This window comes from Azospirillum sp. INR13, assembly GCF_015390205.1.
Taxonomy (GTDB): Bacteria; Pseudomonadota; Alphaproteobacteria; order Azospirillales; family Azospirillaceae; genus Azospirillum.
In genome coordinates, this window is record NZ_VUOI01000015.1 from 26,799 (window position 1) to 52,739 (window position 25,941).

General features: G+C 68.3%; 20 protein-coding genes, 5 pseudogenes and 1 riboswitch. Of the genes and pseudogenes, 9 read left to right on the top strand and 16 right to left on the bottom strand.

The window, feature by feature from the left end; translation table 11 throughout:
* Positions 1 to 21 precede the first annotated feature (21 nt).
* A riboswitch (cobalamin riboswitch) is annotated at positions 22 to 245 on the bottom strand.
* Between the two features lie 343 nt (positions 246 to 588).
* The 8 genes and pseudogenes from F1643_RS12795 to F1643_RS12830 all read left to right on the top strand — a co-directional run bounded on the left by F1643_RS12795 (position 589) and on the right by F1643_RS12830 (position 9,031).
* Positions 589 to 1,355 (top strand): annotated as a pseudogene (locus F1643_RS12795) (ABC transporter ATP-binding protein).
* Positions 1,348 to 2,085, top strand: coding sequence for an ABC transporter ATP-binding protein (locus F1643_RS12800; RefSeq protein ID WP_194913552.1), 738 nt, complete (start codon positions 1,348 to 1,350; stop codon positions 2,083 to 2,085). The pseudogene F1643_RS12795 and the gene F1643_RS12800 overlap by 8 nt, the downstream one beginning before the upstream one ends.
* A 151-nt stretch (positions 2,086 to 2,236) precedes the next feature.
* Positions 2,237 to 3,445 carry an ABC transporter substrate-binding protein gene (locus tag F1643_RS12805; RefSeq protein ID WP_194913553.1) on the top strand — a complete coding sequence of 403 codons (1,209 nt, stop codon included), beginning with the start codon at positions 2,237 to 2,239 and terminating at the stop codon, positions 3,443 to 3,445.
* A 244-nt stretch (positions 3,446 to 3,689) separates the two neighbouring features.
* Positions 3,690 to 4,577, top strand: a complete 888-nt coding sequence (locus tag F1643_RS12810; RefSeq protein ID WP_194913554.1) for a branched-chain amino acid ABC transporter permease — start codon at positions 3,690 to 3,692, stop codon at positions 4,575 to 4,577.
* A gap of 36 nt (positions 4,578 to 4,613) precedes the next feature.
* A complete protein-coding gene (locus F1643_RS12815) occupies positions 4,614 to 5,555 on the top strand; it encodes a branched-chain amino acid ABC transporter permease (protein WP_255542732.1) in 942 nt (313 codons plus the stop codon).
* A gap of 328 nt (positions 5,556 to 5,883) precedes the next feature.
* Positions 5,884 to 7,350 (top strand): sigma-54-dependent Fis family transcriptional regulator, encoded by a 1,467-nt coding sequence (locus F1643_RS12820; RefSeq protein WP_194913558.1) that lies wholly within the window; start codon positions 5,884 to 5,886, stop codon positions 7,348 to 7,350.
* 113 nt (positions 7,351 to 7,463) lie between these two features.
* Positions 7,464 to 8,276 carry an IclR family transcriptional regulator gene (locus F1643_RS12825; protein ID WP_194913560.1) on the top strand — a complete coding sequence of 271 codons (813 nt, stop codon included), beginning with the start codon at positions 7,464 to 7,466 and terminating at the stop codon, positions 8,274 to 8,276.
* Between the two features lie 92 nt (positions 8,277 to 8,368).
* Positions 8,369 to 9,031, top strand: a complete 663-nt coding sequence (locus tag F1643_RS12830; protein WP_194913561.1) for a MarC family protein — start codon at positions 8,369 to 8,371, stop codon at positions 9,029 to 9,031.
* 160 nt (positions 9,032 to 9,191) lie between these two features.
* Here the strand turns inward: F1643_RS12830 and paaK are convergent.
* The 14 genes and pseudogenes from paaK to F1643_RS12890 all read right to left on the bottom strand — a co-directional run bounded on the left by paaK (position 9,192) and on the right by F1643_RS12890 (position 21,565).
* Positions 9,192 to 10,516, bottom strand: a pseudogene (gene paaK, locus F1643_RS12835) (phenylacetate--CoA ligase PaaK).
* A 74-nt stretch (positions 10,517 to 10,590) separates the two neighbouring features.
* Positions 10,591 to 11,802: pseudogene (pcaF, locus tag F1643_RS12840) on the bottom strand (3-oxoadipyl-CoA thiolase).
* 44 nt (positions 11,803 to 11,846) lie between these two features.
* Complete coding sequence (gene paaI, locus F1643_RS12845; RefSeq protein WP_194913562.1) at positions 11,847 to 12,299, bottom strand: hydroxyphenylacetyl-CoA thioesterase PaaI; 453 nt, start codon at positions 12,297 to 12,299, stop codon at positions 11,847 to 11,849.
* Positions 12,300 to 12,412: 113 nt separating this feature from the next.
* On the bottom strand, positions 12,413 to 12,628 hold the full coding sequence (locus F1643_RS23115; protein WP_255542733.1) for a 3-hydroxyacyl-CoA dehydrogenase family protein: 216 nt from the start codon (positions 12,626 to 12,628) through the stop codon (positions 12,413 to 12,415).
* A 157-nt stretch (positions 12,629 to 12,785) separates the two neighbouring features.
* A pseudogene (locus F1643_RS23120) lies at positions 12,786 to 13,574 on the bottom strand (3-hydroxyacyl-CoA dehydrogenase family protein); the annotation flags it as partial.
* 106 nt (positions 13,575 to 13,680) lie between these two features.
* A pseudogene (locus F1643_RS23125) lies at positions 13,681 to 13,974 on the bottom strand (3-hydroxyacyl-CoA dehydrogenase NAD-binding domain-containing protein); the annotation flags it as partial.
* The gene (gene paaG, locus F1643_RS12855; RefSeq protein WP_194913563.1) at positions 13,974 to 14,780 is read right to left on the bottom strand and encodes a 2-(1,2-epoxy-1,2-dihydrophenyl)acetyl-CoA isomerase PaaG; all 807 of its coding nucleotides are present in this window, start codon (positions 14,778 to 14,780) and stop codon (positions 13,974 to 13,976) included. The gene paaG and the pseudogene F1643_RS23125, both read right to left, overlap by 1 nt.
* The gene (paaN, locus tag F1643_RS12860; RefSeq protein ID WP_194913564.1) at positions 14,777 to 16,456 is read right to left on the bottom strand and encodes a phenylacetic acid degradation protein PaaN; all 1,680 of its coding nucleotides are present in this window, start codon (positions 16,454 to 16,456) and stop codon (positions 14,777 to 14,779) included. Before paaN ends, paaG begins: the two co-directional genes overlap by 4 nt.
* Before the next feature lie 41 nt (positions 16,457 to 16,497).
* Complete coding sequence (gene paaE / locus F1643_RS12865) at positions 16,498 to 17,577, bottom strand: 1,2-phenylacetyl-CoA epoxidase subunit PaaE (RefSeq protein ID WP_194913565.1); 1,080 nt, start codon at positions 17,575 to 17,577, stop codon at positions 16,498 to 16,500.
* Positions 17,578 to 17,770: 193 nt separating this feature from the next.
* Positions 17,771 to 18,292: a 1,2-phenylacetyl-CoA epoxidase subunit PaaD gene (gene paaD / locus F1643_RS12870; RefSeq protein WP_255542725.1), complete on the bottom strand. Its 522-nt coding sequence runs from the start codon at positions 18,290 to 18,292 to the stop codon at positions 17,771 to 17,773.
* Between the two features lie 7 nt (positions 18,293 to 18,299).
* Entirely contained in the window at positions 18,300 to 19,064 is a 765-nt protein-coding gene (gene paaC / locus F1643_RS12875; RefSeq protein WP_194913566.1) for a 1,2-phenylacetyl-CoA epoxidase subunit PaaC, read from the bottom strand.
* Complete coding sequence (gene paaB, locus F1643_RS12880) at positions 19,064 to 19,351, bottom strand: 1,2-phenylacetyl-CoA epoxidase subunit PaaB (RefSeq protein ID WP_194913568.1); 288 nt, start codon at positions 19,349 to 19,351, stop codon at positions 19,064 to 19,066. Before paaB ends, paaC begins: the two co-directional genes overlap by 1 nt.
* Positions 19,352 to 19,376: 25 nt before the next feature.
* Positions 19,377 to 20,390 carry a 1,2-phenylacetyl-CoA epoxidase subunit PaaA gene (gene paaA / locus F1643_RS12885; RefSeq protein ID WP_194913569.1) on the bottom strand — a complete coding sequence of 338 codons (1,014 nt, stop codon included), beginning with the start codon at positions 20,388 to 20,390 and terminating at the stop codon, positions 19,377 to 19,379.
* Between the two features lie 470 nt (positions 20,391 to 20,860).
* Positions 20,861 to 21,565, bottom strand: coding sequence for a Crp/Fnr family transcriptional regulator (locus F1643_RS12890; RefSeq protein ID WP_194913570.1), 705 nt, complete (start codon positions 21,563 to 21,565; stop codon positions 20,861 to 20,863).
* Positions 21,566 to 21,937: 372 nt separating this feature from the next.
* Here F1643_RS12890 and F1643_RS12895 point away from each other — a divergent pair, with 372 nt between their 5' ends.
* Positions 21,938 to 22,183 carry a hypothetical protein gene (locus tag F1643_RS12895; RefSeq protein ID WP_194913571.1) on the top strand — a complete coding sequence of 82 codons (246 nt, stop codon included), beginning with the start codon at positions 21,938 to 21,940 and terminating at the stop codon, positions 22,181 to 22,183.
* Between the two features lie 34 nt (positions 22,184 to 22,217).
* Here the strand turns inward: F1643_RS12895 and F1643_RS12900 are convergent, their stop codons facing one another.
* Together F1643_RS12900 and F1643_RS12905 are read right to left on the bottom strand one after the other, a co-directional pair.
* Positions 22,218 to 24,611, bottom strand: coding sequence for a hybrid sensor histidine kinase/response regulator (locus tag F1643_RS12900; protein ID WP_255542727.1), 2,394 nt, complete (start codon positions 24,609 to 24,611; stop codon positions 22,218 to 22,220).
* An 8-nt stretch (positions 24,612 to 24,619) separates the two neighbouring features.
* Positions 24,620 to 25,717, bottom strand: a complete 1,098-nt coding sequence (locus F1643_RS12905) for an ABC transporter substrate-binding protein (protein WP_194913573.1) — start codon at positions 25,715 to 25,717, stop codon at positions 24,620 to 24,622.
* Between the last annotated feature and the right edge of the window lie 224 nt (positions 25,718 to 25,941).

Sequence of the window (25,941 nt, forward strand, 5' to 3'; positions counted from 1 at the left end):
CCACACCCGGCGGGGTTGGGAAAGGTCGATGTCTCCGCCGGCAGGTTTCCTGGCTCGCGGGTCGTCGCATCGCCGTCCGCCTTCCCGGCACGAAGGCCAGTGGCATGATGGACGGGACGCTCGCCGCACACAGTTGCGGGGGCAGCCGCGGCATTGGACCCCGTGCAACGGAGATCCGCACCGCATTCCCTATTATCCCCGCCGCCCGTCAGGACGGGCAGGGCACCGTCGGACGGCCACCATCGCAGTGCGGTGCCGATTTGGCAAGTCCGCAATATGGCGTCGGCCACACGGACGATCTTGCGCGCCGACATTTTGGATGGTGTCATGTTTGGCGGACAGAGTGTCCGCGATTCCGACACTTTCCGGTGCCAGGGTCCGGAGCGGGGAGAGGGAGGCGGAGGCAAATCCGCGGAGAAACAATGGGTCCAAGTGCCCGAGCGAAGCGAACCCTGCCGTGGCACGCTTCGTGCGTACAACAATCGGTGAAACGTCCCGCCGCATGGCGGCCCCCGGGCCGGGAGCCCGGATATAAGCCCCGGGCACAAGCCCGGACATAAGGACGAACGGGAGGAGAATTCGCGACCGATGAACGCCGCACCGAACGACGACATCATCCTGGAAGCGCGCAATCTGACGAAGGAGTTCAAGGGCTTCGTGGCGGTGAAGGAGGTGAACCTGCAGGTTCGCCGCGGCACCATCCACGCGCTGATCGGCCCGAACGGCGCCGGCAAGAGCACGGTGTTCAACCTGCTGACCAAGTTCCTGACGCCCACGCGCGGCCAGATCCTCTACAAGGGCCGGGACATCACCCGCACCAAGCCGGCGGACATCGCGCTGATGGGGCTGGTCCGCTCCTTCCAGATCTCGGCCGTCTTCCCGCACCTGAGCGTGCTGGAGAATGTCCGGGTGGCGCTGCAGCGGCCGCTCGGCACCAGCTTCCATTTCTGGAAGTCCGAATCGTCGCTCTACGACCTGCACGACCGGGCATTGGAACTGATCGAGGCGGTGAACCTCACCCCTGGGCCGGCCACACCGCCGCCGAGCTGCCCTATGGCCGCAAGCGCGCGCTGGAGATCGCCACCACCCTGGCGCTCGACCCGGAGGTGATGCTGCTGGACGAACCGCTGGCCGGCATGGGCCATGAGGACATCGAGGGCACCGCGGCGCTGATCAAGCGCGTCGCCGCCGACCGCACCGTGCTGATGGTGGAGCACAACCTGTCGGTCGTCGCCCACCTGTCGGACACCATCACCGTGCTGCGCCGCGGCGAAATCCTGGCGGAGGGACCGTACGAGGTCGTCTCCAAGAACCCGCAGGTGATGGAAGCTTATATGGGGACCGGACATGCCTGACGGGATGCAGACGAAGACTGCCCACACCGGAACGGCGATGCTGGAGATCGCCGACCTGCACGGCTATTACGGCGAAAGCCATGTGCTGCACGGCGTCAGCCTGGAGGTGCGGCAGGGCGAGGTGGTGACGCTGCTGGGCCGCAACGGCGCCGGCAAGACCTCGACCATGCGCGCCATCATGGGGATCATGGGCAAGCGCACCGGCTCCATCCGCTTCCAGGGGCAGGAGCTGATCGGCATGGCGCAGCACAGGATCCCGCGGCTGGGCATCGGCTATGTGCCGGAGGAGCGCGGCATCTTCTCCAGCCTCAGCGTCGACGAGAACCTGACGCTGCCGCCGGTGGTGAAAGAGGGCGGGATGACGATCCCGCAGATCCACGACCTGTTCCCCAACCTGAAGGGCCGCGGCTCGACCCAGGGCACGCGGCTGTCGGGCGGCGAGCAGCAGATGCTGGCGATCGCCCGCATCCTGCGCACCGGCGCCACCATGATCCTGCTGGACGAGCCGACCGAGGGTCTGGCCCCGGTCATCATCGAGCAGATCGGCGTGGCGGTGCGGGCGCTGAAGGCGCGCGGTTTCACCATCGTGCTGGTGGAACAGAACTTCCGCTTCGCCGCCACCATCGCCGACCGCCATTACGTGATGGAGGAGGGCCATGTGGTCGACATGATCCCCAACGACCAGCTCGAAGCCAACATGGACAAGCTCCACACCTATCTCGGCGTGTAGCCCGTCCAGCCTTCCGATCATTCCCGGCACCGACGCCGTCCCGCTCCAGTCGAGGGCGGGCGGCGGGCGGCCGGAGCTTTGTCCGATTACGGCCGCAGGTTTCCGCAACGGGGACCGGCCGACAATAAATCCAAGAGGGAGAGACCTTCCGATGCGCACGCTTCTTCTCGCCGGCACCGCCCTGCTGACGCTGGCAGGGACCGCAATTCCGGCCGCGGCCCAGGTGTCGGACAACGTCATCCGCATCGGCGTGATGAACGACCGCTCCGGCATCTACGCCGATCTGGCCGGCGAGGGGTCCGCCATCGCCGCACGGATGGCGGCGGAGGAATTCGGCAACAAGGTTGCCGGCGCCGCTGTCGAGATCGTCGTCGCCGACCACCAGAACAAGGCCGACATCGCCGCGTCGAAGGCGCGCGAGTGGGTGGACACCGGCGGCGTCGACGTGATCGCCGACGTGCCGAACTCCGCCGCCGCGCTGGCGGTTCAGGGCATCACCAAGGACAAGAAGCGCATCTTCCTGATGTCCGGCCCGGGCGCCACGGCGCTGAGCGGTGCGCAGTGCAGCCCCTACGGCTTCCACTGGACCTACGACAACTATGCCATGGCCGCCGGCACCGGCCGCGCCCTGTACGAGCAGGGCAAGAAGAAGTGGTTCTTCGTGACCGCCGACTACGCCTTCGGCCAGTCGCTGGAGGAGGAGACCACCAAGATGGTCAAGTCGCTGGGCGGCACCATCTCCGGATCGGTGCGCCATCCGCTCGGCACCTCCGACTTCTCGTCCTTCCTGCTGCAGGCGCAGGGATCGGGAGCCGACGTGATCGGGCTGGCGAATGCCGGCGGCGACACCGTCAACGCCGTCAAGCAGGCGGCGGAATTCGGCATCACCCAGTCGGGCCAGAGCCTGGCCGGCCTGCTGATGTTCATCACCGACGTGAATGCGCTGGGGCTGCAGTCGGCCCAGGGGCTGATGCTGACCACCGGCTTCTATTGGGACATGGACGACCAGACCCGCGAATGGTCGAAGAAGTTCGAGGCCAAGGCCGGCAAGAAGCCGACCATGGTGCAGGCCGGCGTCTACTCGGCGGTGAAGCACTACCTGAAGTCGGTCGAGGCGGCGAAGACCGACGATGCCGACAAGGTGACCGCCAAGATGCGCGAAACGCCGGTCGAGGACATGTTCGCCAAGAAGGGCAGGATCGCCGCCAACGGCCGCATGATCCACGACATGTATCTGGCCCAGGTGAAGACCCCGGCCGAGTCGAAGGGGGCCTGGGACTATTACAAGATCGTCAAGACCATCCCGGCCGACACCGCCTTCATGGACCCGAAGCAGAGCGGCTGCGCGCTGGTGAAGTGAGGGGGCGTCGGAGTTAGACCCCCACCCTAACCCTCCCCCGCTCTCAGCGGACCTTCGGTCCGCCTGCCGCGTCAGCACAAAGCAGAGCTTTGTGCGAGAGCTGGGCGGGGGAGGGGACAAGCGCTGATACAAGAGAGTGGCGGCAGTCCCTCCCCCGCCCAGCGGGGGAGGATAGGTGGGGGCATTCGAAGCCGATAATTCCCACCCAGAAGAACAACAACCACGAACCGGGAGAGACGCGGATATGTTCAGCCTGCTGGGAGTTCCGCCCCAAGTCCTGTTCGGGCAGCTTCTGCTCGGCCTGATCAATGGTTCCTTCTATGCGCTGCTCAGCCTCGGGCTGGCGGTGATCTTCGGCATGTTGAACGTCATCAACTTCGCCCATGGCGCGCTGTACATGGTCGGCGCCTTCGTGGCGTGGCTGCTGCTGACCTATGCCGGGATCGGCTATTGGGGGGCGCTGGTGCTGGCGCCGGTGGCGGTCGGGCTGCTGGGCATCGCGCTGGAGAAGTCGATGCTGTCGCGGCTCTACAAGCTGGACCATCTCTACGGCCTGCTGCTGACCTTCGGGCTGGCGCTGATCCTGGAAGGGGCGTTCCGCCACCAGTACGGCGTGTCGGGCCAGCCCTACCCGATCCCCGCCGCCCTCCAGGGCGGGCAGAACCTGGGCTTCATGTTCCTGCCCAACTATCGCGCCTGGGTGGTCGTCGCCTCGCTCACCGTCTGCTTCGGCACCTGGTTCGCCATCGAGCGCACCAAGTTGGGCGCCTATCTGCGCGCGGCGACGGAGAACCCGACGCTGGTCCAGGCCTTCGGCATCAACGTGCCGGTGATGGTGTCGCTGACCTACGGCTTCGGCGTGGCGCTGGCCGGGCTGGCCGGCGTGCTGGCGGCGCCGATCTATCAGGTGTCGCCGCTGATGGGGACCAACCTGATCATCATCGTCTTCGCGGTGGTGGTGATCGGCGGCATGGGCTCCATCCTGGGCGCCATCGTCACCGGCCTGGGGCTGGGGCTGCTGGAGGGGCTGACCAAGGTCTTCTATCCGGAGGCCTCCAACATCGTCGTGTTCGTCGTGATGGCGATCGTTCTTCTCATCAAGCCCGCGGGCCTCTTCGGACGGGAGCGCTGATCCATGACCGTCGCCAGCAACGCCACCACCATCGCCATGCGCGGGGCCTCCCGCGGCACCGGCCCCGTCCTGATCGCCGCCGTCCTGCTGGCGGTCGCCGTCGCGGCGCCCTTCGTGCTGTATCCCGTCTTCCTGATGAAGGTGCTGTGCTTCGCATTGTTCGCCTGCGCCTTCAACCTGCTGATCGGCTTCGCCGGCCTGCTCAGCTTCGGCCATGCCGCCTTCTTCGGCGGCGCGGCCTACATCGCCGCCCATACGGTGAAGGTCTGGGGCTGGGCGCCGGAGTTCGGTCTGCTCGCCGCCACCGCGGTGGCCGGGGCGATGGGTCTGGTCTTCGGCCTGATCGCCATCCGCCGGCAGGGCATCTATTTCGCCATGATCACGCTGGCGCTGAGCCAGATGATCTTCTTCCTGGCGCTGCAGCTGCCCTTCACCCATGGCGAGGACGGCATCCAGGGCGTGCCGCGCGGCACCCTGTTCGGGCTGTTCGACCTCAACCAGCCGCTGACCATGTACTACACCGTGCTGGCGATCTTCCTCGCCGGCTTCGCGCTGATCTGGCGCACCGTCCACTCGCCCTTCGGGCAGGTGCTGAAGGCGATCCGCGAGAACGAGCCGCGCGCGGTGTCGCTCGGCTACCGCACCGACCGCTACAAGCTGGTCGCCTTCGTGCTGTCCGCCTCGCTGGCGGGCCTTGCCGGCGGGACCAAGGCCATCGTCTTCCAGCTCGCCAGCCTGACCGACGTGACGTGGCAGATGTCGGGCGAGGTGGTGCTGATGACGCTGCTGGGCGGCATGGGCACGCTGTTGGGGCCGGTGGTCGGCGCCGGGCTGGTGGTGACGCTGGAGAGCTACCTTGCCGCCACCAGCCTGCCGGTGCCGGTGGTGATCGGCTGCATCTTCGTCGTCTGCGTGCTGGTCTTCCGCCGCGGCATCGTCGGCGAACTGTTGGCCCGCCTGCCCAAGCGCGGGCAGTGATACCGCCGTCGATTTCCGCGAACTCCCCCAGGGGGACCGAAAGGTCCCTCTCTTTTTCCTTTCTCCTACCCGCAAGGGTTGAAAATCACAAAAAGGAGAGAGGATATGGCGGAGGATGTAGAGAATAGGTCCGGGTTGCCTTTTTAAAAAGCGTCCCGGCTTGCGGTGCGGTCAAGCTCTGGTCTGATGAACGGGTGCGGATCGACCTCGCGCACCCGCCCGATCCCGTGCGCCTTCCCTTTAATCCGACGGATGGGCTACTATGTTGACCTCTGATATTGTTGGCAAATTGCGTTGCAATGCAGCAGGCTCCAAAGCCGGCGCCGCAATGGGCCTCGACACCGGGACGACGAAGATCGGTCCCGTCTGGGAGGGTGACGTGGGCGACACCGTCGATTTCGAAGCGTTGCGCCAGCGCGCGGTGCACTCCCTGTTCGAACACCTGGAATCCATGTGCGTCGGCGCCGTCGCGGTCGACCACAATGGCCGCATCGCCTGGATGGACGAGAAGTACAAGGCGCTGCTGGGCGTTCCCGGCGACCCGCGCGGCCGGCAGGTGGAGGACGTCATCCCCAACAGCCAGTTGCGCCGGGTGATCGAGAGCGGCCAGCCCCAGCCGCTGGACATCATGGAGTTCGACGACCGGTCCTTCGTGGTGACGCGGATGCCGCTGTTCGGCACAGACGGCTCGATCATCGGCGCCATCGGCTTCGTGCTGTTCGACCGCGCCGAGTATCTGCGTCCGCTGGTCCGCAAATACGAGAAGATGCAGGAGGAGTTGACCCGCACCCAGCAGGAGCTGGCGCATGAGCGCCGGGCCAAATACTCCTTCTCGCAGTTCCTCGGCGCCAGCGAATCGATCCGCGAGATCAAGCGTCTGGGCCGCCGCGCCGCGCAGATGGACAGCACCGTGCTGCTGCTGGGTGAGACGGGGACGGGCAAGGAGCTTCTGGCACAGGCCATCCATTCCGCCAGCCCGCGGGCGTCCAAGCCCTTCGTCGGCGTCAATGTCGCCGCCATTCCGGAAACCCTGCTGGAGGCGGAGTTCTTCGGCGTCGCCCCCGGCGCCTACACCGGCGCCGACCGCCGCCACCGCGAGGGCAAGTTCCAGCTCGCCAACGGCGGCACCCTGTTCCTGGACGAGATCGGCGACATGCCGCTGCCGGTGCAGGCCAAGCTGCTGCGCGTGCTGCAGGAGCGGGAGATCGAGCCGCTGGGCTCCAACAAGGTGGTGCGGGTCGATGTCCGCATCATCGCCGCCACCAGCCGCGACCTGCACGCCCTGGTGCGGGAGAAGCAGTTCCGCGCCGACCTTTATTACCGGCTGAATGTGGTGCCGATCACCCTGCCGCCGTTGCGCGACCGGCCGGAGGATATCGAGAGCATCGCCGACCGCATTCTGGAGCAGTTGGCGATCCAGCAGGGCACGCCGCCGCGCGAGCTTCTGGAATCGGCGGTGCAGGTGCTGCGCGACTATGACTGGCCCGGCAATGTCCGCGAGCTCTACAACACGCTGGAACGGGTGGTGGCGCTGACCGACGCGCCGATCCTGACCGCTCCGCACATCCGCAGCGTGCTGCCTGGCATGCAGCATCCGGCCGGCGCCTCGGCGCTGCCGCTGGCGGCGGGGGCGCGGCCGTTGCAGGAGGTGCTCCACGCCGCCGAACGCCACGCCATCGCCGCCGCGCTGGAGGAGGCCAACGGCGTCAAGGCGCGGGCGGCGAAGCTGCTGGGCATTTCGCGCGCGTCGCTGTACGAACGCATGGTGACGCTGGGGCTGGGGGCGACGCAGTAGGCGCCGGTGCGAATCGGCGGGTATAAATTTCGCATCGTGAAACGCTGTTTCATTGACGTGCCGGCCAGCCGCTGGCAGGATCGTCCCGCGATGTTTTGCGGGAGGATCGGGTCATGCGCAGGCGGGAAGAGGCTCTGGTCGCCGACGATCTGGCGGAGGACGAGAAGGACCCGCGCTTCGTCACGGCGCTGGCCCGTGGGCTGGAACTGCTGCGCGCCTTCCGCCGCAACGAATCGATGCTGGGCAACCTGGAGCTGGCGCAACGCACCGGCCTGCCCAAGCCGACGGTGTCGCGGCTGACCTACACGCTGGCCAAGCTGGGCTATCTCGCCTACGACCAGAACACCGGCAAGTACCGGCTCGGCACCTCGGTGCTGGCGCTGGGCTATGCCAGCCTGTCCGGCATGGGCATCCGGCAGGTCGCGCGCCCGCTGATGCAGGAGCTGGCCGACCAGACCGGGCTTGCCGTGGCGCTGGGCGGGCGCGACCGGCTGAGCATGATCTATCTGGAATGCTGCAAGGCCACCGGTCCGATCACCCTGTCGCTCGACGTCGGCTCCCACATCAAGCTGTCGACCACCGGCATGGGCCGCGCCTATCTGGCCGCCCTGCCGGAGGCGGAGCGGGCGCCCTTGATGGCGAAGCTGGAGGAGCATGAGGGGGAGCGCTGGCCCGAGATCCGCGACGGCATCCTCCAGGCCATCGAGGATTACCGGGCGCGCGGCTACTGCCGCTCCATCGGCGCCTGGAAGTCGGAGGTGCATGCCGTCGGCGTTCCCTTCGTGCCGCGCGACGGATCGCAGGTGCTGGCCTTCAACTGCGGCGGGCCGGCCTTCATGGTCGATCTGCAAAAGCTGGAGGAGGAGTTCGCGCCGCGGCTGGTGGCGATGGTCCGGCGGATCGACGCGACGCTGTTCAACGGGTGAGGTGGATGGGAGCGAACACGGCAACGCCGCTCTTGCCAGCATTGCCACGTCCCAGCTAACTGTTCGGACAGCCGACCGACAGCCCGGATCCCATGCTCGACAGCTTCCTGCTCGCCTTCACCGCCCTGTTCTCCATCGTCAATCCGCTGGCGATGGCGCTGATCTTCAGTCAGGTGACGGCGGACAGCAGTCCGCGCGACCGGGCGCGGCTGGCCGGGCTGGTCAGCCTCTATTCGGCCATCGTCATGCTCACCGCGCTGTGGGCGGGTGCCTATGTGCTGAACTTCTTCGGCGTGTCGATGGCGGCACTGCGGATTGCCGGCGGCTTCGTGGTGGCGGAACGGGCCTGGGCGCTGCTGACCGCGCCGGAACGGCACGAGGCGCGCAAGCAGGAGCAGGCTGCCCCGACCGGCGACAACGACCGGCTGGCGGAATCGGCCTTCTTCCCGATGACGATCCCCTTCACCACCGGACCGGGCACCATTTCGGTCGCCATCGCACTCGGCTCCACCCGCCCGACGGGCGGGGCCGGCGGGCTGATGGAGTTCTTCATCGGCATGTCGGGCGCGGCGCTGGCGATCGCCGCGCTGATCTGGCTGTCCTACCGCTCCGCCGACCGCATCGTCGCCTTCCTGGGTCCGACGCGGGTGCGGGTGCTGACGCGGCTGTTCGCCTTCCTGCTGTTCTGCGTCGGCGTCCAGATCCTGCTGACCGGTGTTCTGGACGCCTTCCCGCTGCTGTCGCAGAGGGGCTGAGATCTCCCTCTCCCGTCCCGGGAGAGGGAAGGGGCCCAAGCGCAGCTTGGGAAGGGTGAGGGGTTAGGCACGAAGCCATGCGGTTCGGGATTCTTGGAATCCCCCTCACCCTCCCCACTCCGTGGGTCCCCTCCCTCTCCCGGGGCGGGAGAGGGCATCATCAAGCCTTCGGACGCAGGTCCTGCACCCGCTTGGCCTTGCCGATGGACCGGGCGATGCCGCCGGGCTCGACGACCTCGACGCGGGTGCTGATGCCGATCAGCGACTTGATCGAATGCTGCAGGTGCTTGGCGTGGCCGTCCCAGTCCGAGGGGTGGATGTCGTCATGCATCTCCACCCGGACGGCGAGGTTGTCCATGTGGCCGTCGCGGCTCACCACCAACTCATAGTGTGGGGCGAGCGCCGGGATCTTGCAGATCAGCTCCTCGACCTGGGTCGGGAAGACGTTCACGCCGCGGATGATGAGCATGTCGTCGGAGCGGCCGGTGATCTTGTCCATCCGCCGCATGCCGCGGGCGGTCGGCGGCAGCAGACGGGTCAGGTCGCGGGTGCGGTAGCGGATGACCGGCATGCCCTGCTTGGTGAGCGTGGTGAAGACCAGCTCGCCGTAGGAGCCGTCGGGCAGAACCTCGCCTGACTCTGGGTCGATGATCTCGGGATAGAAATGGTCCTCCCAGATCACCGGGCCGTCCTTGGTCTCCACGCATTCGGACGCCACGCCCGGCCCCATCACCTCCGACAGGCCGTAGATGTCCACCGCGTGGATGTTGAAGGTGCGCTCGATCTCCTCGCGCAGCGCGCCGGTCCAGGGCTCGGCGCCGAAGATGCCGACGCGCAGGCTGGTGCTGCGCGGGTCGATGCCCTGGCGGCGCATCTCGTCGGCGATGTTCAGCATGTAGGACGGCGTGACCATGATGATGGTCGGCTTGAAGTCCTGGATCAGCTGGACCTGCTTCTCGGTCTGGCCGCCCGACATCGGCACCACGGCGCAGCCAAGCCGTTCCGCCCGTAATGGGCGCCGAGGCCGCCGGTGAACAGGCCATAGCCGTAGGCGATGTGCACGATGTCGTTGCGCGTGCCGCCCGCCGCCCGGATGGAGCGGGCGACGACCTCCGCCCACACGTCGATGTCGCCCTTGGTGTAGCCGACCACCGTCGGCCGCCCGGTGGTGCCGCTGGAGGCATGGACGCGGACGATGTCCTCCATCGGCACGGCGAACATGCCGTAGGGATAGGCGCGGCGCAGGTCGTCCTTCACGGTGAAGGGGAACAGCGCCAAATCCTTCAACTCCTTGAAATCGTCGGGATGGACGCCCTTCGCCTCGCACTTGGCGCGGAAGGATTCGACGTTGGCGTAGGAATGGCGGAGCGACCATGCCAGCCGCTCCGTCTGCATCGCGACGATCTCGTCGCGGCCGGCGAACTCGTAGCGGTCCATGCCGGCTTTCGCGCCCTGGTTAACGCCGGTATCGGTCATGATGGACATGGTGCGCTTCTCCCTTCGTACTGATGCCCGGCGCTTGACGGCCGGTGTTGGCCTTATTCGATGCCGATTTTCGTTCAGACCCGCTCCACCATCATGGCGATGCCCTGGCCGACGCCGATGCACATGGTGCAGAGCGCGCGGGTCGCCTTGCGGTCCTCCAGTTCCATCACCGCGCTGGCGACCAGACGGGTGCCGCTGGCGCCCAGCGGGTGGCCCAGCGCGATGGCGCCGCCATTCGGGTTCACATGCTCGGCGTCGTCGGGCAGGCCCAGCATGCGCAGCACGGCGAGGCCCTGGGCGGCGAAGGCCTCGTTCAGCTCGATCACGTCGACGTCGCCGATGGTCAGGCCGAGGCGGGCCAGCAGCTTCTGCGTCGCCGGGGCCGGGCCGATGCCCATCACGCGCGGCGCCACGCCGGCCACCGCGGTTGCCGACGACACGGGCGCGCGGGGTCAGGCCGTAGCGCTTCACCGCATCGGCCGATGCCACGATCACCGCGGCGGCGCCGTCATTGACGCCCGACGCATTGCCGGCGGTGACGCTGCCGCCCTCCTTGCGGAAGGGGGTGGAGAGCTTGGCCAGCGCCTCCAGCGTCGTGTCGGGGCGCAGATGCTCGTCGGCGGCGATGATGGTCGGCTCGCCCTTCCGGCGGGGGGATGGAGACGGGGACGATCTCGCGGGCGAGACGGCCGGACTCCTGGGCGCGGCCGGCGCGCTGCTGGCTGCGGACGGCGAAGGCGTCTTGGTCGGCGCGGGAGATGGCGTAGTCGGCGGCGACGTTCTCCGCCGTCTCCGGCATGCTGTCGATGCCGAACTTCGACTTCATCAGCGGATTGACGAAGCGCCAGCCGATGGTGGTGTCGAAGATCTCCGCCTGCCGGGAGAAGGCGCTGTCGGACTTGCCCATGACGAAGGGCGCGCGGGTCATGCTCTCCACGCCGCCGGCGACGATCAACTCGGCCTCGCCCGCCTTGATGGCGCGGGCGGCCATGCCGATGCTGTCCATCCCGGAGCCGCAGAGGCGGTTGACCGTGGTGCCCGGCACCGTCTCGGGCAATCCGGCCAGCAGCGCGGCCATGCGGGGCGACGTTGCGGTTGTCCTCGCCGGCCTGGTTGGCGCAGCCGAGGATCACGTCGTCGACGGCGGACCATTCGACGCCGGGGTTGCGCTCCATCAGCGCCTTCAGCGGCACCGCGGCGAGGTCGTCCGGGCGCACCGGGGCCAGCCCGCCGCCGTAACGGCCGAAGGGGGTGCGGACGGCATCGCAGATGTAGGCTTCACGCATGGTTCGCTCCAGAAACTAACAGATGGGGATCGTGACCCTGGCCGCTAGGGGCGTTTAGTCCACGGAATCACGGTCCCCGCGATGCGCGCCGACTGGCCGCGGAACAGGCCGACCACCGTGCCGTCCTGTTTGGTGACGGTGACGTCATAGACGCCGGAGCGGCCGCGCTTGTGCACCTCGCGGCATTCGGCGGTCAGCACGTCGCCCAGCTTCGCCGGAGCCGGAAAGGTGATGGAGCAGCCCGCGGCCACCGTCACCTCGTTCGCCGCGTTGCAGGCATAGGCGAAAGCGGTGTCGGCCAGCGTGAAGGTCATGCCGCCATGGCCGATGTCGTGGCCGTTCACCATGTCCTTGCGCACGGTCATCGACATGCGGGCATAGCCGGGGGCGATCTCCAGCAGTTCGATGCCGTGGGCCTGGGCGCAATAGTCGCGCTCGTACATGCCGCGGCCGACCGCTTCGGCGAGGGACTGGGGATTGTGGGGAGCGGTGGTCATAGGGTCGGCTCCTTGCTTCTTGAATCCCTCTCCCGTCCCGGGAGAGGGGGGCGCCGCAGGCGCCGGGTGAGGGGTGATCCAAGGATCAGGTTGCGTTCGTCTTGGATCACCCCTCACCCTTCCCAAGCGCCGCTTGGGCCCCTTCCCTCTCCCGGGGCGGGAGAGGGTATGAGGCTTGCGGAGATCCTTCGCCGCAGCAGTGCCGAGGCGCGGTAGCGGTCCTCGCCGTAGGTGCGGGCCAGCGCGTCGAGCACCGACAGCATATGGGGAAGCCCGATGCGGTCGGCCCAAGCCAGCGGACCCAGCGGGTAGTTCACGCCCTTGGTCATCGCGATGTCGATGTCGGGCGGCGCTGGCAACCCCCTGCATCGCCGCGTCCGCCGCCTCGTTGGCGAGCATGGCGACGGTGCGCATCACCACCAGACCGGGGGTGTCGTCGATCACCGACACCGCCTTGCCCAGCGCCTGGAACAGCCCGGCGGCCACGGCGACCGCCTCGGACGGCGTGCCGTCGGCGGGAGCCAGCGCCACGCGGGTGGCCTTGGCGTAATCGAGCGCGAGGTCGAACAGCACCAAGGGGGCGATGCCGTCTTCCGCCGCACGGGCGGTGGCGGTGCGGCCGTCGGTCAGGGCCAGCGTGACGCCATCGACGACGAGCATGCCGGGGCCGGGGTTTTCCTCAACGGCGATGCCGGCCTCCTGCAACAGCCCGACCAGCGCCGCGGCGGGGCAGAGGTCGCCCTGCACCGTCACGCGCCGCGGTTTCGCGGCGGGTTCGGCGCTGCGCGGCATCGGCTTGGCGGCGCCGGGGCTGTGGTCGTAGAAGCCGCGGCCGGTCTTGCGGCCGAGACGGCCGGCCTCGACCAGCTCCTGCTGGATCAGCGAGGGCTGGAAGCGCGGGTCGCCGAAATAGGCGGCGTGGACCGAGCGGGTGACGGCGAAGTTCACGTCATGGCCGATCAGGTCCATCAGCTCGAACGGCCCCATGCGGAAGCCGCCGGCCTCGCGCATCACGGCGTCGATGGTGGCGGGATCGGCCGCCTGCTCCTGCACCAGCCGCAGCCCTTCGGCGTAGAAGGGGCGGGCGACGCGGTTGACGATGAAGCCGGGGGTCGAGCGGCAGCGCACCGGGCTCTTGCCCCACGCCTTGGCGGTGTCGAACAGCGTGTCGAGCACCATGGCGTCGGTGGCGAGCCCGCTGACGATCTCCACCAGCGCCATCAGCGGAGCCGGATTGAAGAAATGCAGGCCCGCCAGACGTTCCGGCCGCTGCACCCCGGCGCCGATGGCGGTGACGGACAACGACGAGGTGTTGGTGGCGGAGGATGGCGTCAGGGCCGACGATGTCCTCCAGCTCGGCGAACAGGCGGCGCTTGACGTCGAGATCCTCGACAATGGCCTCCACCACCAGCCCGGCGGGGGCGAGGTCGGACAGACCGTCGACGGCGCGCAAGCGGGCCACGGTGGCGTCGCGCTCCGCCGCCGTGCGCTTGCCCTTTTCGACCAGCGCGGTCAGCGCCCTGGCTATGGACGCGACGGCGGCCTGGGCGGCGCCGGGCCGGGTGTCGACCAGCAGAACCGGGTGGCCGGCCTGGGCCGCGACCTGGGCGATGCCCTGGCCCATGGCGCCGGCCCCGACCACCGCGACGGTGACGGAGGGATCGAGCGCCGCCATCACCGCCCCTCGAACTTCGGCGCGCGCTTCTCGACGAAGGCGGCGACGCCCTCGCGGTAGTCGTGCGTGCGTCCGGCCTCGCGCTGGAGATCGCGCTCCAGATCCAGTTGGGTGTCGAGGTCGTTGGCGGAGGAGGCGTTGAGCGCCTGCTTGATGAGGGCGAGGCCGCGCGTCGGCTGGGTGGCGAGCTGACGGGCGAGCGCGCCGGCCTCCGCCATCAGCTTGTCGTCGTCCACCGCCTTCCAGATCATGCCCCAGGCTTCCGCCTGCTCGGCCGAGACCTTGTCGCCCAGCATGGCGAGGCCCATGGCGCGGGCATGGCCGACCAGACGCGGCAGGGTCCAGGTGCCGCCGCTGTCGGGGATCAGCCCGATCTTGCAGAAGGCCTGGATGAAGCTGGCCGAGCGCGCCGCCAGGACGATGTCGCAGGCCAGCGCGATGTTGGCGCCCGCCCCGGCGGCGACGCCGTTGACGGCGCAGACCACCGGCATCGGCAGGGCGCGCAGGGACCGGACCAGCGGGTTGTAGTTGGTCTCGATCGACACGCCGAGATCCGGACCCTGGGCACCGGGCGCGACGGCGCGGTCGGACAGATCCTGCCCGGCGCAGAAGCCGCGGCCGGCGCCGGTCAGCAGCAGGCAGCGCACGGCCTTGTCGTCGCGCACCTCGCCGACGGCCTCGCGCAGTTCCTCATGCATCGCCGCGGTGAAGCTGTTCAGCCGGTCGGGCCGGTTCAGCGTGATGGTGGCGACGCCGTCGGCGATGTCGAGGAGGATGGTCTTGTCAGTGGTCTTCTGGTCGCTCATTGCGCGGCCTCCAGAACCGGAACGCGGCTCTGCACCACGCGGAAGCGGTTGGCGACGAAGGCGAGGTCGCACAGCGCCGCATTGGCCGCCGGGTTGGCGCCGGTGCCGTGGAAGTCGCTGAAGGCCGCCGACTGGTTGACGAAGACGCCGCCGGTGAGGTTGACCGACAGGGCGACGCCGGCCTCGACGAACAGGTCGGTCGCCTGCTCGATCAGCTGCGGGTCGGTGCTGTAGAGGCCGGTGGTCAGGGCGCCCTTGGTGCGGGTCAGGCGGGCGGCGCGTTCCAGGCTGTCGGCGGTGCTGTCGGTCTTCACGATGATGGAGATCGGGCCGAACAGCTCATGGCCGTACTTGTCCTCGTCGGCCGCATCCATGGTCAGGATCAGCGGGGTGCGGATGCGGGCGTCGGGGAATTTCGGATGGGCGATGGCGCGCGACGGCAGCACGACGGTGCCGAGCTTGGCGGCTTCGTCGATGCGGGCCAGCGTGGCGTCGGACTGGATGGCGCCCAGCACCTCCACCGCGCGTTCCGGGTCGGACAGGAACTTGTCGACGCCGCCGGCCAGCGCCGAGACGACCTGATCGAAGCTCATCCGTTCCGGCCCGGCCTGGATGCCGTCCTTGGGCACGAAGATGACCTGGGTCGTCGTGCACATCTGCCCGGAATAGAGGCTGAGCGTGAAGGCGAGGTTGCGCACCATGCCCTTGGGGTCGTCGGTGCCGTCGATCACCACCGTGTTGACGCCGGCCTTTTCGGTGTAGACCTGGGCTTGACGGGCGTTCTGCTCCAGCCAGTCGCCGAAGCCGGTGGAGCCGGTGTAGTCGATCACCGCCACTTCGGGCCGCAGCGCCAGATCCTTGGCGACGGTGTCGCCGATGGCGAGCGTGACCAGGTTGGGGTCGAGCCCGCACTCCGCCAGCACCTCGCGCGCGATCTTCACGGTGATGGCGAGCGGCAGGATGGCGGTCGGGCCGGGCTTCACGATCACCGCATTGCCGGTGACGAGGCTGGCGAACAGGCCGGGATAGCCGTTCCAGGTCGGGAAGGTGGCGCAGCCGATGACCAGCCCGACGCCGCGGCCGACCACCTCGAAACGCTTGTCCATCACCAGCGGCGGGTTCTTGCCCTGCGGCTTCTCCCAGCGGGCGGCCGGGGTCTGGTCGGTCATCGCCTTCCAGCCATAGGCCACCGCCTCAAGCCCGCGGTCCTGCGCGTGCGGGGCGCCGGCCTGGAAGGCCATCATGAAGGCCTGACCGGTGGTGTGCATCACCGCGTTGGCGATCTCGAAGCTGCGCGCGTTCAGCCGCTTCAGGATTTCCAGGCAGACGCCGGCCCGGCCGTTCGGCCCCGCCTTGCGCCAGCCCGGCATCGCCGCCTTGGCCGCCTTCACCAGCGCATCGACGTCCGACACCGGATAGGTGATGCCGAGGTCGAAGCCGAAGGGCGAGCGCTCACCCCCCACCGTGCCGGTGACGCCCGGCTGGTCCAGTTCGAAGGGCTTGTCGCGGTAGGCCGCGAAGGCCGCCTCGCCATCCGCCGCCGCTGTCTCGCCATAGGCACGCGGGCTCGGCATTTCGGGGAAGGCCGACCAGTAGGCGCGGCTGCGGCAAGCCTCGACGGCCTTCTGCAGCGTCGCCTCGTGCGTCTCGAACAGGCTCTGCGGGGTGGTGGTCATGGCGGGGCGTTTCCTTTTTCTCGTTGATTAGGCGGCGTTGGTCAGGCGGCGTCGAAGTCGATGACGACCCGTTCGGTCAGCGGGCGCGACTGGCAGGTCAGGACATAGCCGGCCTCGACCTCCCACGGTTCCAGGGAGTAGTTCTCGGCCATCTCCACCTTGCCTTCGCGCACCTTGGCGCGACAGGTGCAGCAGACGCCGGACTTGCAGGAATAGGGCAGGTCGGCACCATGCCGGTGGGCGGCGTCGAGGATGCTGTCGCCATCGTAGGGCAGCGTGAATTCCTTGCGCTTGCCGTCCTGAAGGATGGCGATTGTCGCAGCGTCGGTCGGCGTGTCGGTCGCCACCTTCCTGGCGGCCGGGCGTGCCGGGGTCGTGGTGCCGAACAGCTCGACATGGATGTTGGCGGGCGGCGTGCCGCAGGCGGCCAGCGCGTCGCGCACCTCCTCCACCATCGGCTGCGGGCCGCAGAGGAAGGCGGCGTCGATGTCTTCCGCCTTCAAGGGACCCGCGCACAGTTCGCGCACAAGACCGGCGCCGATGCGGCCGCCCAGCAGCCCGGCCTCTTCCGGTTCGCGGCTCAGCACATGGTGGATCACCAGCCGGCCCATATAGCGGTTCTTCAGGTCCTCCAGCTCTTCGCGGAAGATGATGGAGGAGACGGTGCGGTTGCCGTAGACCAGCACGAAGCGGCTCTTCGGCTCCTGCGCCAGCACGGTCTTCAGGATCGACATCACCGGGGTGATGCCGCTGCCGGCGGCGAAGGCGACGTAGGTGCGGGCGGCGTTCGGGTCGATGGGGGTGTGGAAGCGCCCCATCGGCGTCATCACCTCCAGCACCGCGCCCGGCGCCAGAGACTGGTTGGCGTGGGTGGAGAACAGGCCGCCATCGACCTTCTTCACCGCCACGCGCAGCTCGCCCTCGCCCACGCCGGAACAGATGGAGTAGGAACGCCGCACCTCCTCGTCCCCAATGTGGGTCTTGAGGGTCAGGTATTGGCCCTGGACGAAGCGGAAGCGGTCGGCGAGATCGGCCGGCACGTCGAAAGCGATCGACACGGTGTCCGCGGTCTCCCGCCGGCACTCGCGGATGGTCAGCGGGTGGAAGCTGGGGGTGGTCATGGGGTGGTCCTCGGTCGGGCCGGTGGAGTGGCAGTGGTCGCGGCGGATGCCCCCTCCCTAACCCTCCCCCACCTTCGGTGGGAGAGGGGACTGCCGCCGCTTTGGGGCGTGCTCCCTCTCCCGCATCGGACCGGCCTTCGGCCGGCTGAGAGCGGGGGAGGGTTGGGGAGGGGGCAATCGTCGCGACCACTCATCAATGGCATTTGAACACGTCGAACGGTTCGAGGCAGGCGTTGCAGGCGTGCAGCGCCTTGCAGGCGGTGGAGCCGAAGCGGCTGATCTGGCGGGTGTCCTCCGAACCGCAGCGCGGGCAGGCGATCACCTCGTCCGGTGCGGTCAGCGACCGCTTGCCGGAGTGCGGCGGCGGGACGATGCCGACCTCGGCGAGCTTTTCGCGGCCGGTGTCGCTGATCCAGTCGGTCGTCCAGGGCGGGGCGATCACCACCGAGACGCGGGCGTCGAGCCCGGCACGGGCCAGTGCGGTTTCCGCCTCCAGAACGATCACGTTGGTGGCGGGGCAGCCGGAATAGGTCGGCGTCAACGCCACCGCCAGCCGCCCGTCCGCGTCGGCGGTCACCGCGCGGACGATGCCGAGATCGACGATGCTCAGCACCGGAATCTCCGGATCCATCACCCCGGCCAGCGCGTCCCAGGCAGCCTTCACGACCGCATCGGCGCCCGGCTCCGGTCCCCAGCAGCCTGCTGCATCCGGCATCTCGCCCTCACCAGGTCGCGTCGGGATAGGCGCGCGGCAGGAACTGCATCTCGGCCAGCAGATAGCCCAGATGCTCGCTGTGCTCGCCGCGGCGGCCGCCCTTCTGCATCCAGCCGTCGGCCGGGCGGTCGAGCGTCGCCTCCTCAAGCACCGCTTCGACGCGGGCGGTCCAACCGGCCTTCAGCTCGGCCGGGTCGGGGACGATGCCGGCGGCGACCAGCGCCTGTTCGGCCTCGTCGCGCTCGAACATCTCGCCGGTGTAGGGCCAGAGCCGGCCCAGCGCGTCGGCGACCTTGGCATGGCTGGCGTCGGTGCCGTCGCCCAGCCGGACCAGCCAGTCGCCGCTGTGGCGGACGTGATAGCGCACCTCCTTCACCGCCTTGGCGGCGATGCCGGCCAGCGTCTTGTCCGTCGAGGCGCAGAGCCGCCCGTACAGCTCCACCGCCCAGGCGTCGTGCAGGAACTGGCGGACGATGGTGTGGCCGAAGTCGCGGTTGGGCTGCTCGACCAGCAGATGGTTGCGGTAGTCGAAGACGTCGCGCCGGTAGGCGAGGCGGTCCTCGTCGCGGCCCTTGCCCTCCAGTTCGCCGGCGTAGGTCAGCAGCATGCGGGCATGGCCGACGAGGTCGAGCGCGACGTTGGTCAGCGCGATGTCCTCTTCCAGTTCCGGCGCATGGCCGCACCATTCCGACAGCCGGTGCCCCAGCACCAGCGAGGTGTCGCCCAGCCGCAGCGTGTAGCCGAACAGGGCCTCTTTGAGATCCGTGCTCATCAGATGTTCTTCACGTCTGCTGGGATGTCGTAGAAGGTCGGGTGGCGGTAGACCTTGTCGTCGGCCGGATCGAACAGGCTGGCCTTCTCCGACGGGTCCGACGCCGCGATGCTGGAGGCCGGAATCGCCCAGATGCTGACGCCCTCGCCCCGGCGGGTGTAGACGTCGCGGGCATTGTCCAGCGCCATACGGGCGTCGGCGGCGTGCAGGCTGCCGACATGCTTGTGCGACAACCCGTTCTTCGGCCGGATGAAGATCTCGAACAGCGGCCAGTCCTTACGGTCCATCGTCTCTTCCCTCGGAATTCTTTGGTCAGCCGGCCTTCTTCAGGGCGCGCTGCTTGCGTTTGGCGGCGTGGGCGGTGGCGGCCTCGCGCACCCAGGCGCCGTCGTCCCACGCCTTGCGGCGGGCCTCGATGCGCTCGCGGTTGCAGGGGCCGTTGCCCTTCAGGATCTCGTTGAACTCGGTCCAGTCGATGGCGCCGAATTCGTAATGGCCGGTCTCGGCATTGAAGCGCAGCTCCGGGTCCGGGATGGTCAGCCCCAGGAACTCCGCCTGCGGCACAGTGGCGTCGACGAAGCGCTGGCGCAGCTCGTCATTGGAGAAGCGCTTGATCTTCCACGCCATGTTCTGGGCGGAGTGGGCGGACTGGTCGTCCGACGGGCCGAACATCATCAGCGACGGCCACCACCAGCGGTTCAGCGCGTCCTGCGCCATCCGCTTCTGGTCGGCCGTGCCCTGGGCCAGCGCCAGCATCAGCTCGTAGCCTTGGCGCTGGTGGAAGCTCTCCTCCCGGCAGATGCGGACCATGGCGCGGGCATAGGGACCGTAGGAGCAGCGGCAGAGCGGCACCTGGTTCATGATCGCCGCGCCGTCGACCAGCCAGCCGATGGCGCCGATGTCGGCCCAGGTCGGGGTCGGGTAGTTGAAGATGCTGGAATATTTGGCCTTGCCCGACAGCAGTTGCCCGACCAGCTCGTCGCGCGACACGCCCAGCGTCTCGGCGGCGCTGTAGAGGTAGAGGCCGTGCCCACCCTCGTCCTGCACCTTGGCCAGCAGGGCCACCTTGCGGCGCAGGGTCGGCGCGCGGGTGATCCAGTTCCCTTCCGGCAGCATGCCGACGATTTCCGAATGGGCGTGCTGCGAGATCTGGCGGACCAGCGTGCGGCGGTAGCCCTCCGGCATCCAGTCGCGCGGCTCGATCTTCTCCTCGGCGTCGACGCGCTCCTGGAAGCGGCCCTGGAGAGCGGCTTCCTGCTCCGTCACCAGCCGGGGAGACGGTTGAGCGCCCTGCTCGGTCTTGGCATCCAAACCCTGCGTGTACATCGGCATCCCCGAGATGGATTGCGCGTCCAGCGAACAATTTCTCAAGGAAAAATATGATACAGATCAACGACTGTAAAGCTCAATTATGTGTCGCTTTTGGGGTGGAGTGGTGAGAGTGGCTAAAAGCGTTTTTTGTCAGATAATTAAGTTGGTGATTGGAGGTGCGGCCTAGGCGGCACACTGCTGGAAAATGGCGCGCAGAGGCTCACGCCGATACACGGACGTTATGGTTTGTCGGACTTTGTGCGATGCAGAAAAGGCAGGCTGAAGGGGGAGATGTGCTGCCTCAGGTATAACTGACCATGGCGCTGGAATATCCCCTCTCCCCCTCGGGGAGAGGGTGAAGGGGACGCATTGCGTGGATTTCCAAGAATCCTCGCCACGCATGCCCCCACCCTAACCCTCCCCCGCTGAGCGGGGGAGGGGACTGGTGTTGGTTGGGGGCGAAAGTCTTGGAAGGGGAGACAGTCTTACGCCTTCGCTCGATCTTCGCCGTCCGGGCGGGCGCTGTTGTGGTGGTGGGCGCCGGAGAAGGCGCGTTCCAGGCGGCGGGGCGCGCGGATCAGGTGGAGGTACAGTTCGTCGAACTGGCCGACGGAGGCGAGTTGGCGCACGTCGTTGACGGTGATGCGCTGGCCGTTCAACTCGATCAGGCCGCTGTCGCGCAGGCGGCGGAGGGTGCGGTTGATGTGGACGATGCTCAGCCCCAGCGCGTCGGCCAGGATCTCCTGCGTCACCGGCAGCACGAAATGCCCGTCGGCCGCCATGTTGACGATGCTGAGCCGGCGCAGAAGCTCCACGATCAGGTGGGCGGTGCGCTCCAGCGCGGTGCGCCGGCCCAGGCTGAGCAGGCGTTCGGCGACGATGGCCTCCTCCCGTGCGCCCGACCAGGCGAGGGCGGCGGCAAGACGCGGGAAGGAGCGGAAAAGCTCGCCGATCCGTTCGGGCGGGAAGCTCGCCACCTCCACCGCGGTCAGGGTGGTGACGCTGTGGTCCGCGGATTCGAACAGCGTGCAATACATGCCGATGAGATCGCCGGGCAGGACGAAGTTGACCACCTGGCGCCGTCCGTCCGGCAAGGCTTTGTGACGGATTGCCCAGCCGTCGCGCATGATGCGGACATCCCGGTATCTTTCGCCCTGCTGGAGAAGATCCGTCCGGGGCGGCTCGCGCACGATCGTCCTTTCCAAATCGGAAAGGTACGATTTCTCCTCATCCGACAGAACGAGGTAGCTGCTCAATTTGAGCCACAATGGAGTGGATTCTTGTGCGCGGCTCGCCGGGGCGCGAGTCATGATCGTCTCTTTGCCTTCTTTGTCCTAATATTGGCGCCTTGATGAACGGATGCGAAGTTCAACCGGTTCCGCGTCGTATCGAACGTTTAAGGCTTTCGTCAAATAGGGCTACAACATAGGTTAATCGGCCCGATTTTTTCTTCGAACGTGGTGTGACGCGCCACAGACCCCGCTGTTGTTCCTATGCCTTTTGCGATGTCGGATGGGCAGCGCCGACGCCGGGGCGATGCATGGAACAAGCAGACGGGGGGCATGATGACGGCGGAGGAAGAGGCGGCGGGCATGGCCGCTCTCTCGATTTGTGAATCGTTGGTGATCGCAATGGTTGAAAAGGGTCTATTGACGCCCGAGGAGGCGCGGGGCGCGCTGGAAGACGCGGTGGCGGCCCATTTGCGGCAGGAGATACGAGACCCGGCGCACCGCCAGGAGATGGCGGTGCGCGCCATAGAGCGGCTCGCCCTCCAGATCGATGCCGCCGGGCAATCCCAGCGCGGATAGCGTGCCGAAGGCAGGAAGCAGCCGGCCGGCGCGCTCAGCCCTGCAGGATGGCCGAGTCGCGGCGGCCGGCACCTTCGGGTGTGGGCCAGCGGGCGTCGTCGCGGTCGGGCCCGGCCAGAAGCGCGTCGCTCAGCAACTGCGCCACCTCCTTGGCGGCGATGGGTTTGTGCAGGATGCGATAGCCGCTGGCCTCGGCGTCGGCGATGCGTTCGGGCGCGGTGTCGCCGGTCAGCACGACGCTGAGGGGCGATGCGTGCCCCTGCTCCTTCAGTGCGGTCTCAACCGCGTGGATCGCCTGCAGCCCGGTGGCGCCCGCCTCCAACCGGTAGTCGGCGATCACCAAGTCGGGCGGGCGCGGCTGCTCCCGCAGCAGGCGGAGCGCATGGCCGGCGCTGTCCGCCGCGATCGCCCGCCAGCCGAGATCCTCGATCAGCAGGGTCAGTCCCTCGCGCACCAGCGGGTCGTCGTCGATCACCAGTGCGATGCCGCGCCCCGGTTGCGGGGCATGCTCCTCCGCCTCGGCCGCAGGTGAGATGGCCGGCGCGGACAGGGCCGGCATCGGGATTTCCAGCGTGAAGCAGGAGCCGCGGTTGGGCCGGGAGGCGACATGCACCCGGTATCCCAGCAGCCGTGCCAGCCGGTCGACGATGGCGAGCCCCAGCCCCAGCCCCTTGCCGCGGTCGCGGGTGGGATTGGAGATCTGGTAGAACTCGTGGAAGATCCGCTCCAGATGCTCCGGCGGAATGCCGATGCCGGTGTCGAAGATCTGGATGCGCAAGGTCCCGGAGCCATGGCGGCAGCCCAGCAGGATGCGGCCATGGTCGGTATAGCGCAGTGCGTTCTCCACCAGATTGCGGATGATCCGCTCCAGCAGGGCCGGGTCGGCGTTCAGGGTCACGTCGGTGGGAACGCTGCGGAAGGCAATGCCCTTCTCCGCGGCGCGGAGCCGGTATTCCCCCTCCAGCCGCGCGAAGATGGCGCCGAGAGACACCGTCTGCACGTTGGGGGAGACGGTGCCGGCATCCAGCTTCGAGATGTCCAGGATGGCGTCGAGCAGCCGGCACAGCGCGTCCATCGACGCCTCGATGCTGCCGACCAGCGATGCTGCGGGATGGTCGCCCAGCCTCAGCGCCAGCGCCGAGGTCAGCAGGACCAGCGACTGTACCGGCTGGCGCAGATCGTGGCTGGCGGCGGCCAGGAAATGGGTCTTTGCGGCGTTGGCGCGCTCCGCCACCATCAGCGCCATCACCGCCTCCTGGCGCGAACGCTCCGCCTCGTTGCGGGCGCCTTCGGCCTCGGCGCGCGCCTGTTCGGCGCGTTCGGCCAGCGTCCGCTGGATGGTGATCTCCTCCGCCGCGCGCATCTCGCGCTCGCGCTGGATCGCCGCGATATGGTCCAGCATGGCGTTGAAGCCGCGGGCCAGCGCCGACACCTCGTCGTTGCCGCGCACCCTGGCGCGCTGGCCGGTGAAGCCGTCGGTGGCGATGGAGCCGGCCAGCCGTTCCAGTTCGCGCAGGGAGCGGGTCATGTGGCTGCCGACGGCGCGGCTGCCGATGTAGATCGCCAGCAGGGCGGCGACGGCGACCAGACCGTAGGCCGGCAGCATCCAGGACAGCAGGGCGGTGGTCGGCGTGCCCGGCGCCTCCAGCCGAAGCTGCAGCCCGAGCGTGGACAGCCGGTTCGGCACGGTGAGCGGAACGGTCACCGCAATCATGTCCGGGGCCAGCGGCCGCGGTTCCTCCGCGGTGTGCAGCAACTCCGCTTCCGGATGCAGCACCAGGGAGTCGAGCGGAACCTTGTAGAGCAGTGCCCCTTCCGGCGAACTGGTGCGGGAATAGATCAGCATCTCCGCCGCCAGCAGGTAATGGGTGCCGTCCTGGTGGATCACGGTGGCCGCCGGCTTTCCGGCGGGGATGGCGGCACGCAGCCAGGCCATGTCGGCGGGGCCGATGGACAGCGTGCCCGACTGGCGCCCGTTGTCGGCGATCGGTTCCCCTTCGAAGTCGGTGAAGACGATCGCCACGGGCACGCTGGCGATGTGATTGAAGCTGCCCAGGAAGGGGACCAGATAGGTTTCCTTGCCCGCGGAATCGACCAGAGCGGTGGCGAGCACGCTGTTGTCGGCCAAGTCGCGCACGGTGGTGGCCAGCGTGTTGAGCAGCCCTTCGGTCTGGCGGGCGGCGAGGCTGGCGTTCGCTTCCACATTGGCGAGATGCTGGCGTGCCAGATGGCGGCTCGACACCACATAGAGGCTGGCGCCGATCAGGATGGCGATCAGAACGCCCAGCATCAGCGACACCAGCGCGAAGCGGCGGGCCAGCCGGCCGGAGGTCAGCATCCGCTGCGCCGCGCTTGGGATGGCGCTCGGGGGGATGGCGCTCGGGGGGATGGCGCCATTCGGGGGGCGGTAGGGATCGGGTCCGGTCATCGGCGCGCTCATTCCACCGGGACCAGCACGCCGTCGGCGCGGAAGCGCGCCATCAGCAGGTCTTGCGGTCCCAGCGCCTCGTGCCGGCCGGGGGCGAAGGGGCGGTCGAAATCGCGGATCACCCCACGATAGGGGCCGACCTGCTCCAGCGCGTCGCGCACGGCGGCCCGGTCGGTGGTGCCGGCGCGGTCGATCGCCAGCGCCAGGATGCGGGTCAGGTCGTAGGCGTGCAGGAAGCCGACCGGCGACACGATGTCCTCCGGCCGGTGGATGCCGAACAGGCGCCCGGCGGTTTCCAGGACAGGCGCCAGCCGTTCGGGCGGGATGCGGAAGGGGCTGACCGTCTGGATCACGGTGAAGTCGACCTCCTGCAGGGCCGGTCCGGCCTGGCCGGTGAAATCGCCGCCGGTAACGCCCCAGTGGCTGAGGATCGGCAGCCGCCGGCCGGGCGGCAGGGCTGCCACCTCGCGCACCAGCACGGCGGCCTCGTCGTCGTTGGCGACCAGCAGGATGGCCTGGGCGCCGGCGGCCGCCAACTCTTCGTACTGGTTGATCAGAGAGCGGTCGCGCCAGTTGTACCAGGCGGTGCCGACCACGCTCGGGCTGTCGCGTCCGGCGAGATGACGGTTCGCCGCCTCCAGGTTGGAGCGCCCCCAGGCGGTGTTGGTCAGCAGCAGCCCGACGCGGGTCAGCCCGCGGTCGGCGGCGCGCGTCAGCAGGAAGGGCATGGCCAGCCCGTCGCGCAGCGACAGGCGGAAGATGTAGTTGGGCTTCATCCCATTGTCGACGATGCCGTCCGCCGACGACCAGGGGGCGAGGAACAGGGTGCGGGTCTGCTGCAGGACCGGCAGTTCCTCGATCACCACCGGGCTGAACCGGCCGCCGAACACCGCGATCAGGTCGGGGATGGTGGCGAGTTCCCGGATGTTCTTGATGCCGCGGGCGGAGATCGACCGGTGTTCGCGCGTGATCAGGGCCAGCGGCCGTCCGCCCAGCACGCCGCCCTGGCGGTTGACGTCGTCGATGGCGGTCAGGATGCCGCGCTCTATGGCCTCGGCCGAGGTACTGTTGGTCAGCCCGAATTCGCCGTCCAGCGCCAGGATCACCGGTTCGGGCCCGGTCGCCGGCCTGCCGGCTTCGGTCGCAGCCGCCGGTGCAGCCCATGCGAGCGCAAGCAGAAGAAGTGCTGGCTTAAGAAGGCGAGTGGCTGCGGCAAACATTGTCCGTCGTTCGATTGATACGGCGGACGGAAGACGGGAGCTTCCGCGCGCGGAACGCGGCACTATGGGTGGGCGGAAGCTGTCGGGTCAATCTGCCCTTCGGCCGAGCA

Bases quoted from the DNA above. Each gene is read 5' to 3' on its own strand.
- F1643_RS12800 (WP_194913552.1), top strand. From the start codon at position 1,348: ATGCCTGACGGGATGCAGACGAAGACTGCCCACACCGGAACGGCGATG.
- F1643_RS12805 (WP_194913553.1), top strand. From the start codon at position 2,237: ATGCGCACGCTTCTTCTCGCCGGCACCGCCCTGCTGACGCTGGCAGGG.
- F1643_RS12810 (WP_194913554.1), top strand. From the start codon at position 3,690: ATGTTCAGCCTGCTGGGAGTTCCGCCCCAAGTCCTGTTCGGGCAGCTT.
- F1643_RS12815 (WP_255542732.1), top strand. From the start codon at position 4,614: ATGCGCGGGGCCTCCCGCGGCACCGGCCCCGTCCTGATCGCCGCCGTC.
- F1643_RS12820 (WP_194913558.1), top strand. From the start codon at position 5,884: ATGGGCCTCGACACCGGGACGACGAAGATCGGTCCCGTCTGGGAGGGT.
- F1643_RS12825 (WP_194913560.1), top strand. From the start codon at position 7,464: ATGCGCAGGCGGGAAGAGGCTCTGGTCGCCGACGATCTGGCGGAGGAC.
- F1643_RS12830 (WP_194913561.1), top strand. From the start codon at position 8,369: ATGCTCGACAGCTTCCTGCTCGCCTTCACCGCCCTGTTCTCCATCGTC.
- paaI (WP_194913562.1), bottom strand. From the start codon at position 12,299: ATGACCACCGCTCCCCACAATCCCCAGTCCCTCGCCGAAGCGGTCGGC.
- F1643_RS23115 (WP_255542733.1), bottom strand. From the start codon at position 12,628: ATGACCAAGGGCGTGAACTACCCGCTGGGTCCGCTGGCTTGGGCCGAC.
- paaG (WP_194913563.1), bottom strand. From the start codon at position 14,780: ATGAGCGACCAGAAGACCACTGACAAGACCATCCTCCTCGACATCGCC.
- paaN (WP_194913564.1), bottom strand. From the start codon at position 16,456: ATGACCACCACCCCGCAGAGCCTGTTCGAGACGCACGAGGCGACGCTG.
- paaE (WP_194913565.1), bottom strand. From the start codon at position 17,577: ATGACCACCCCCAGCTTCCACCCGCTGACCATCCGCGAGTGCCGGCGG.
- paaD (WP_255542725.1), bottom strand. From the start codon at position 18,292: ATGCCGGATGCAGCAGGCTGCTGGGGACCGGAGCCGGGCGCCGATGCG.
- paaC (WP_194913566.1), bottom strand. From the start codon at position 19,064: ATGAGCACGGATCTCAAAGAGGCCCTGTTCGGCTACACGCTGCGGCTG.
- paaB (WP_194913568.1), bottom strand. From the start codon at position 19,351: ATGGACCGTAAGGACTGGCCGCTGTTCGAGATCTTCATCCGGCCGAAG.
- paaA (WP_194913569.1), bottom strand. From the start codon at position 20,390: ATGTACACGCAGGGTTTGGATGCCAAGACCGAGCAGGGCGCTCAACCG.
- F1643_RS12895 (WP_194913571.1), top strand. From the start codon at position 21,938: ATGATGACGGCGGAGGAAGAGGCGGCGGGCATGGCCGCTCTCTCGATT.
- F1643_RS12900 (WP_255542727.1), bottom strand. From the start codon at position 24,611: ATGACCGGACCCGATCCCTACCGCCCCCCGAATGGCGCCATCCCCCCG.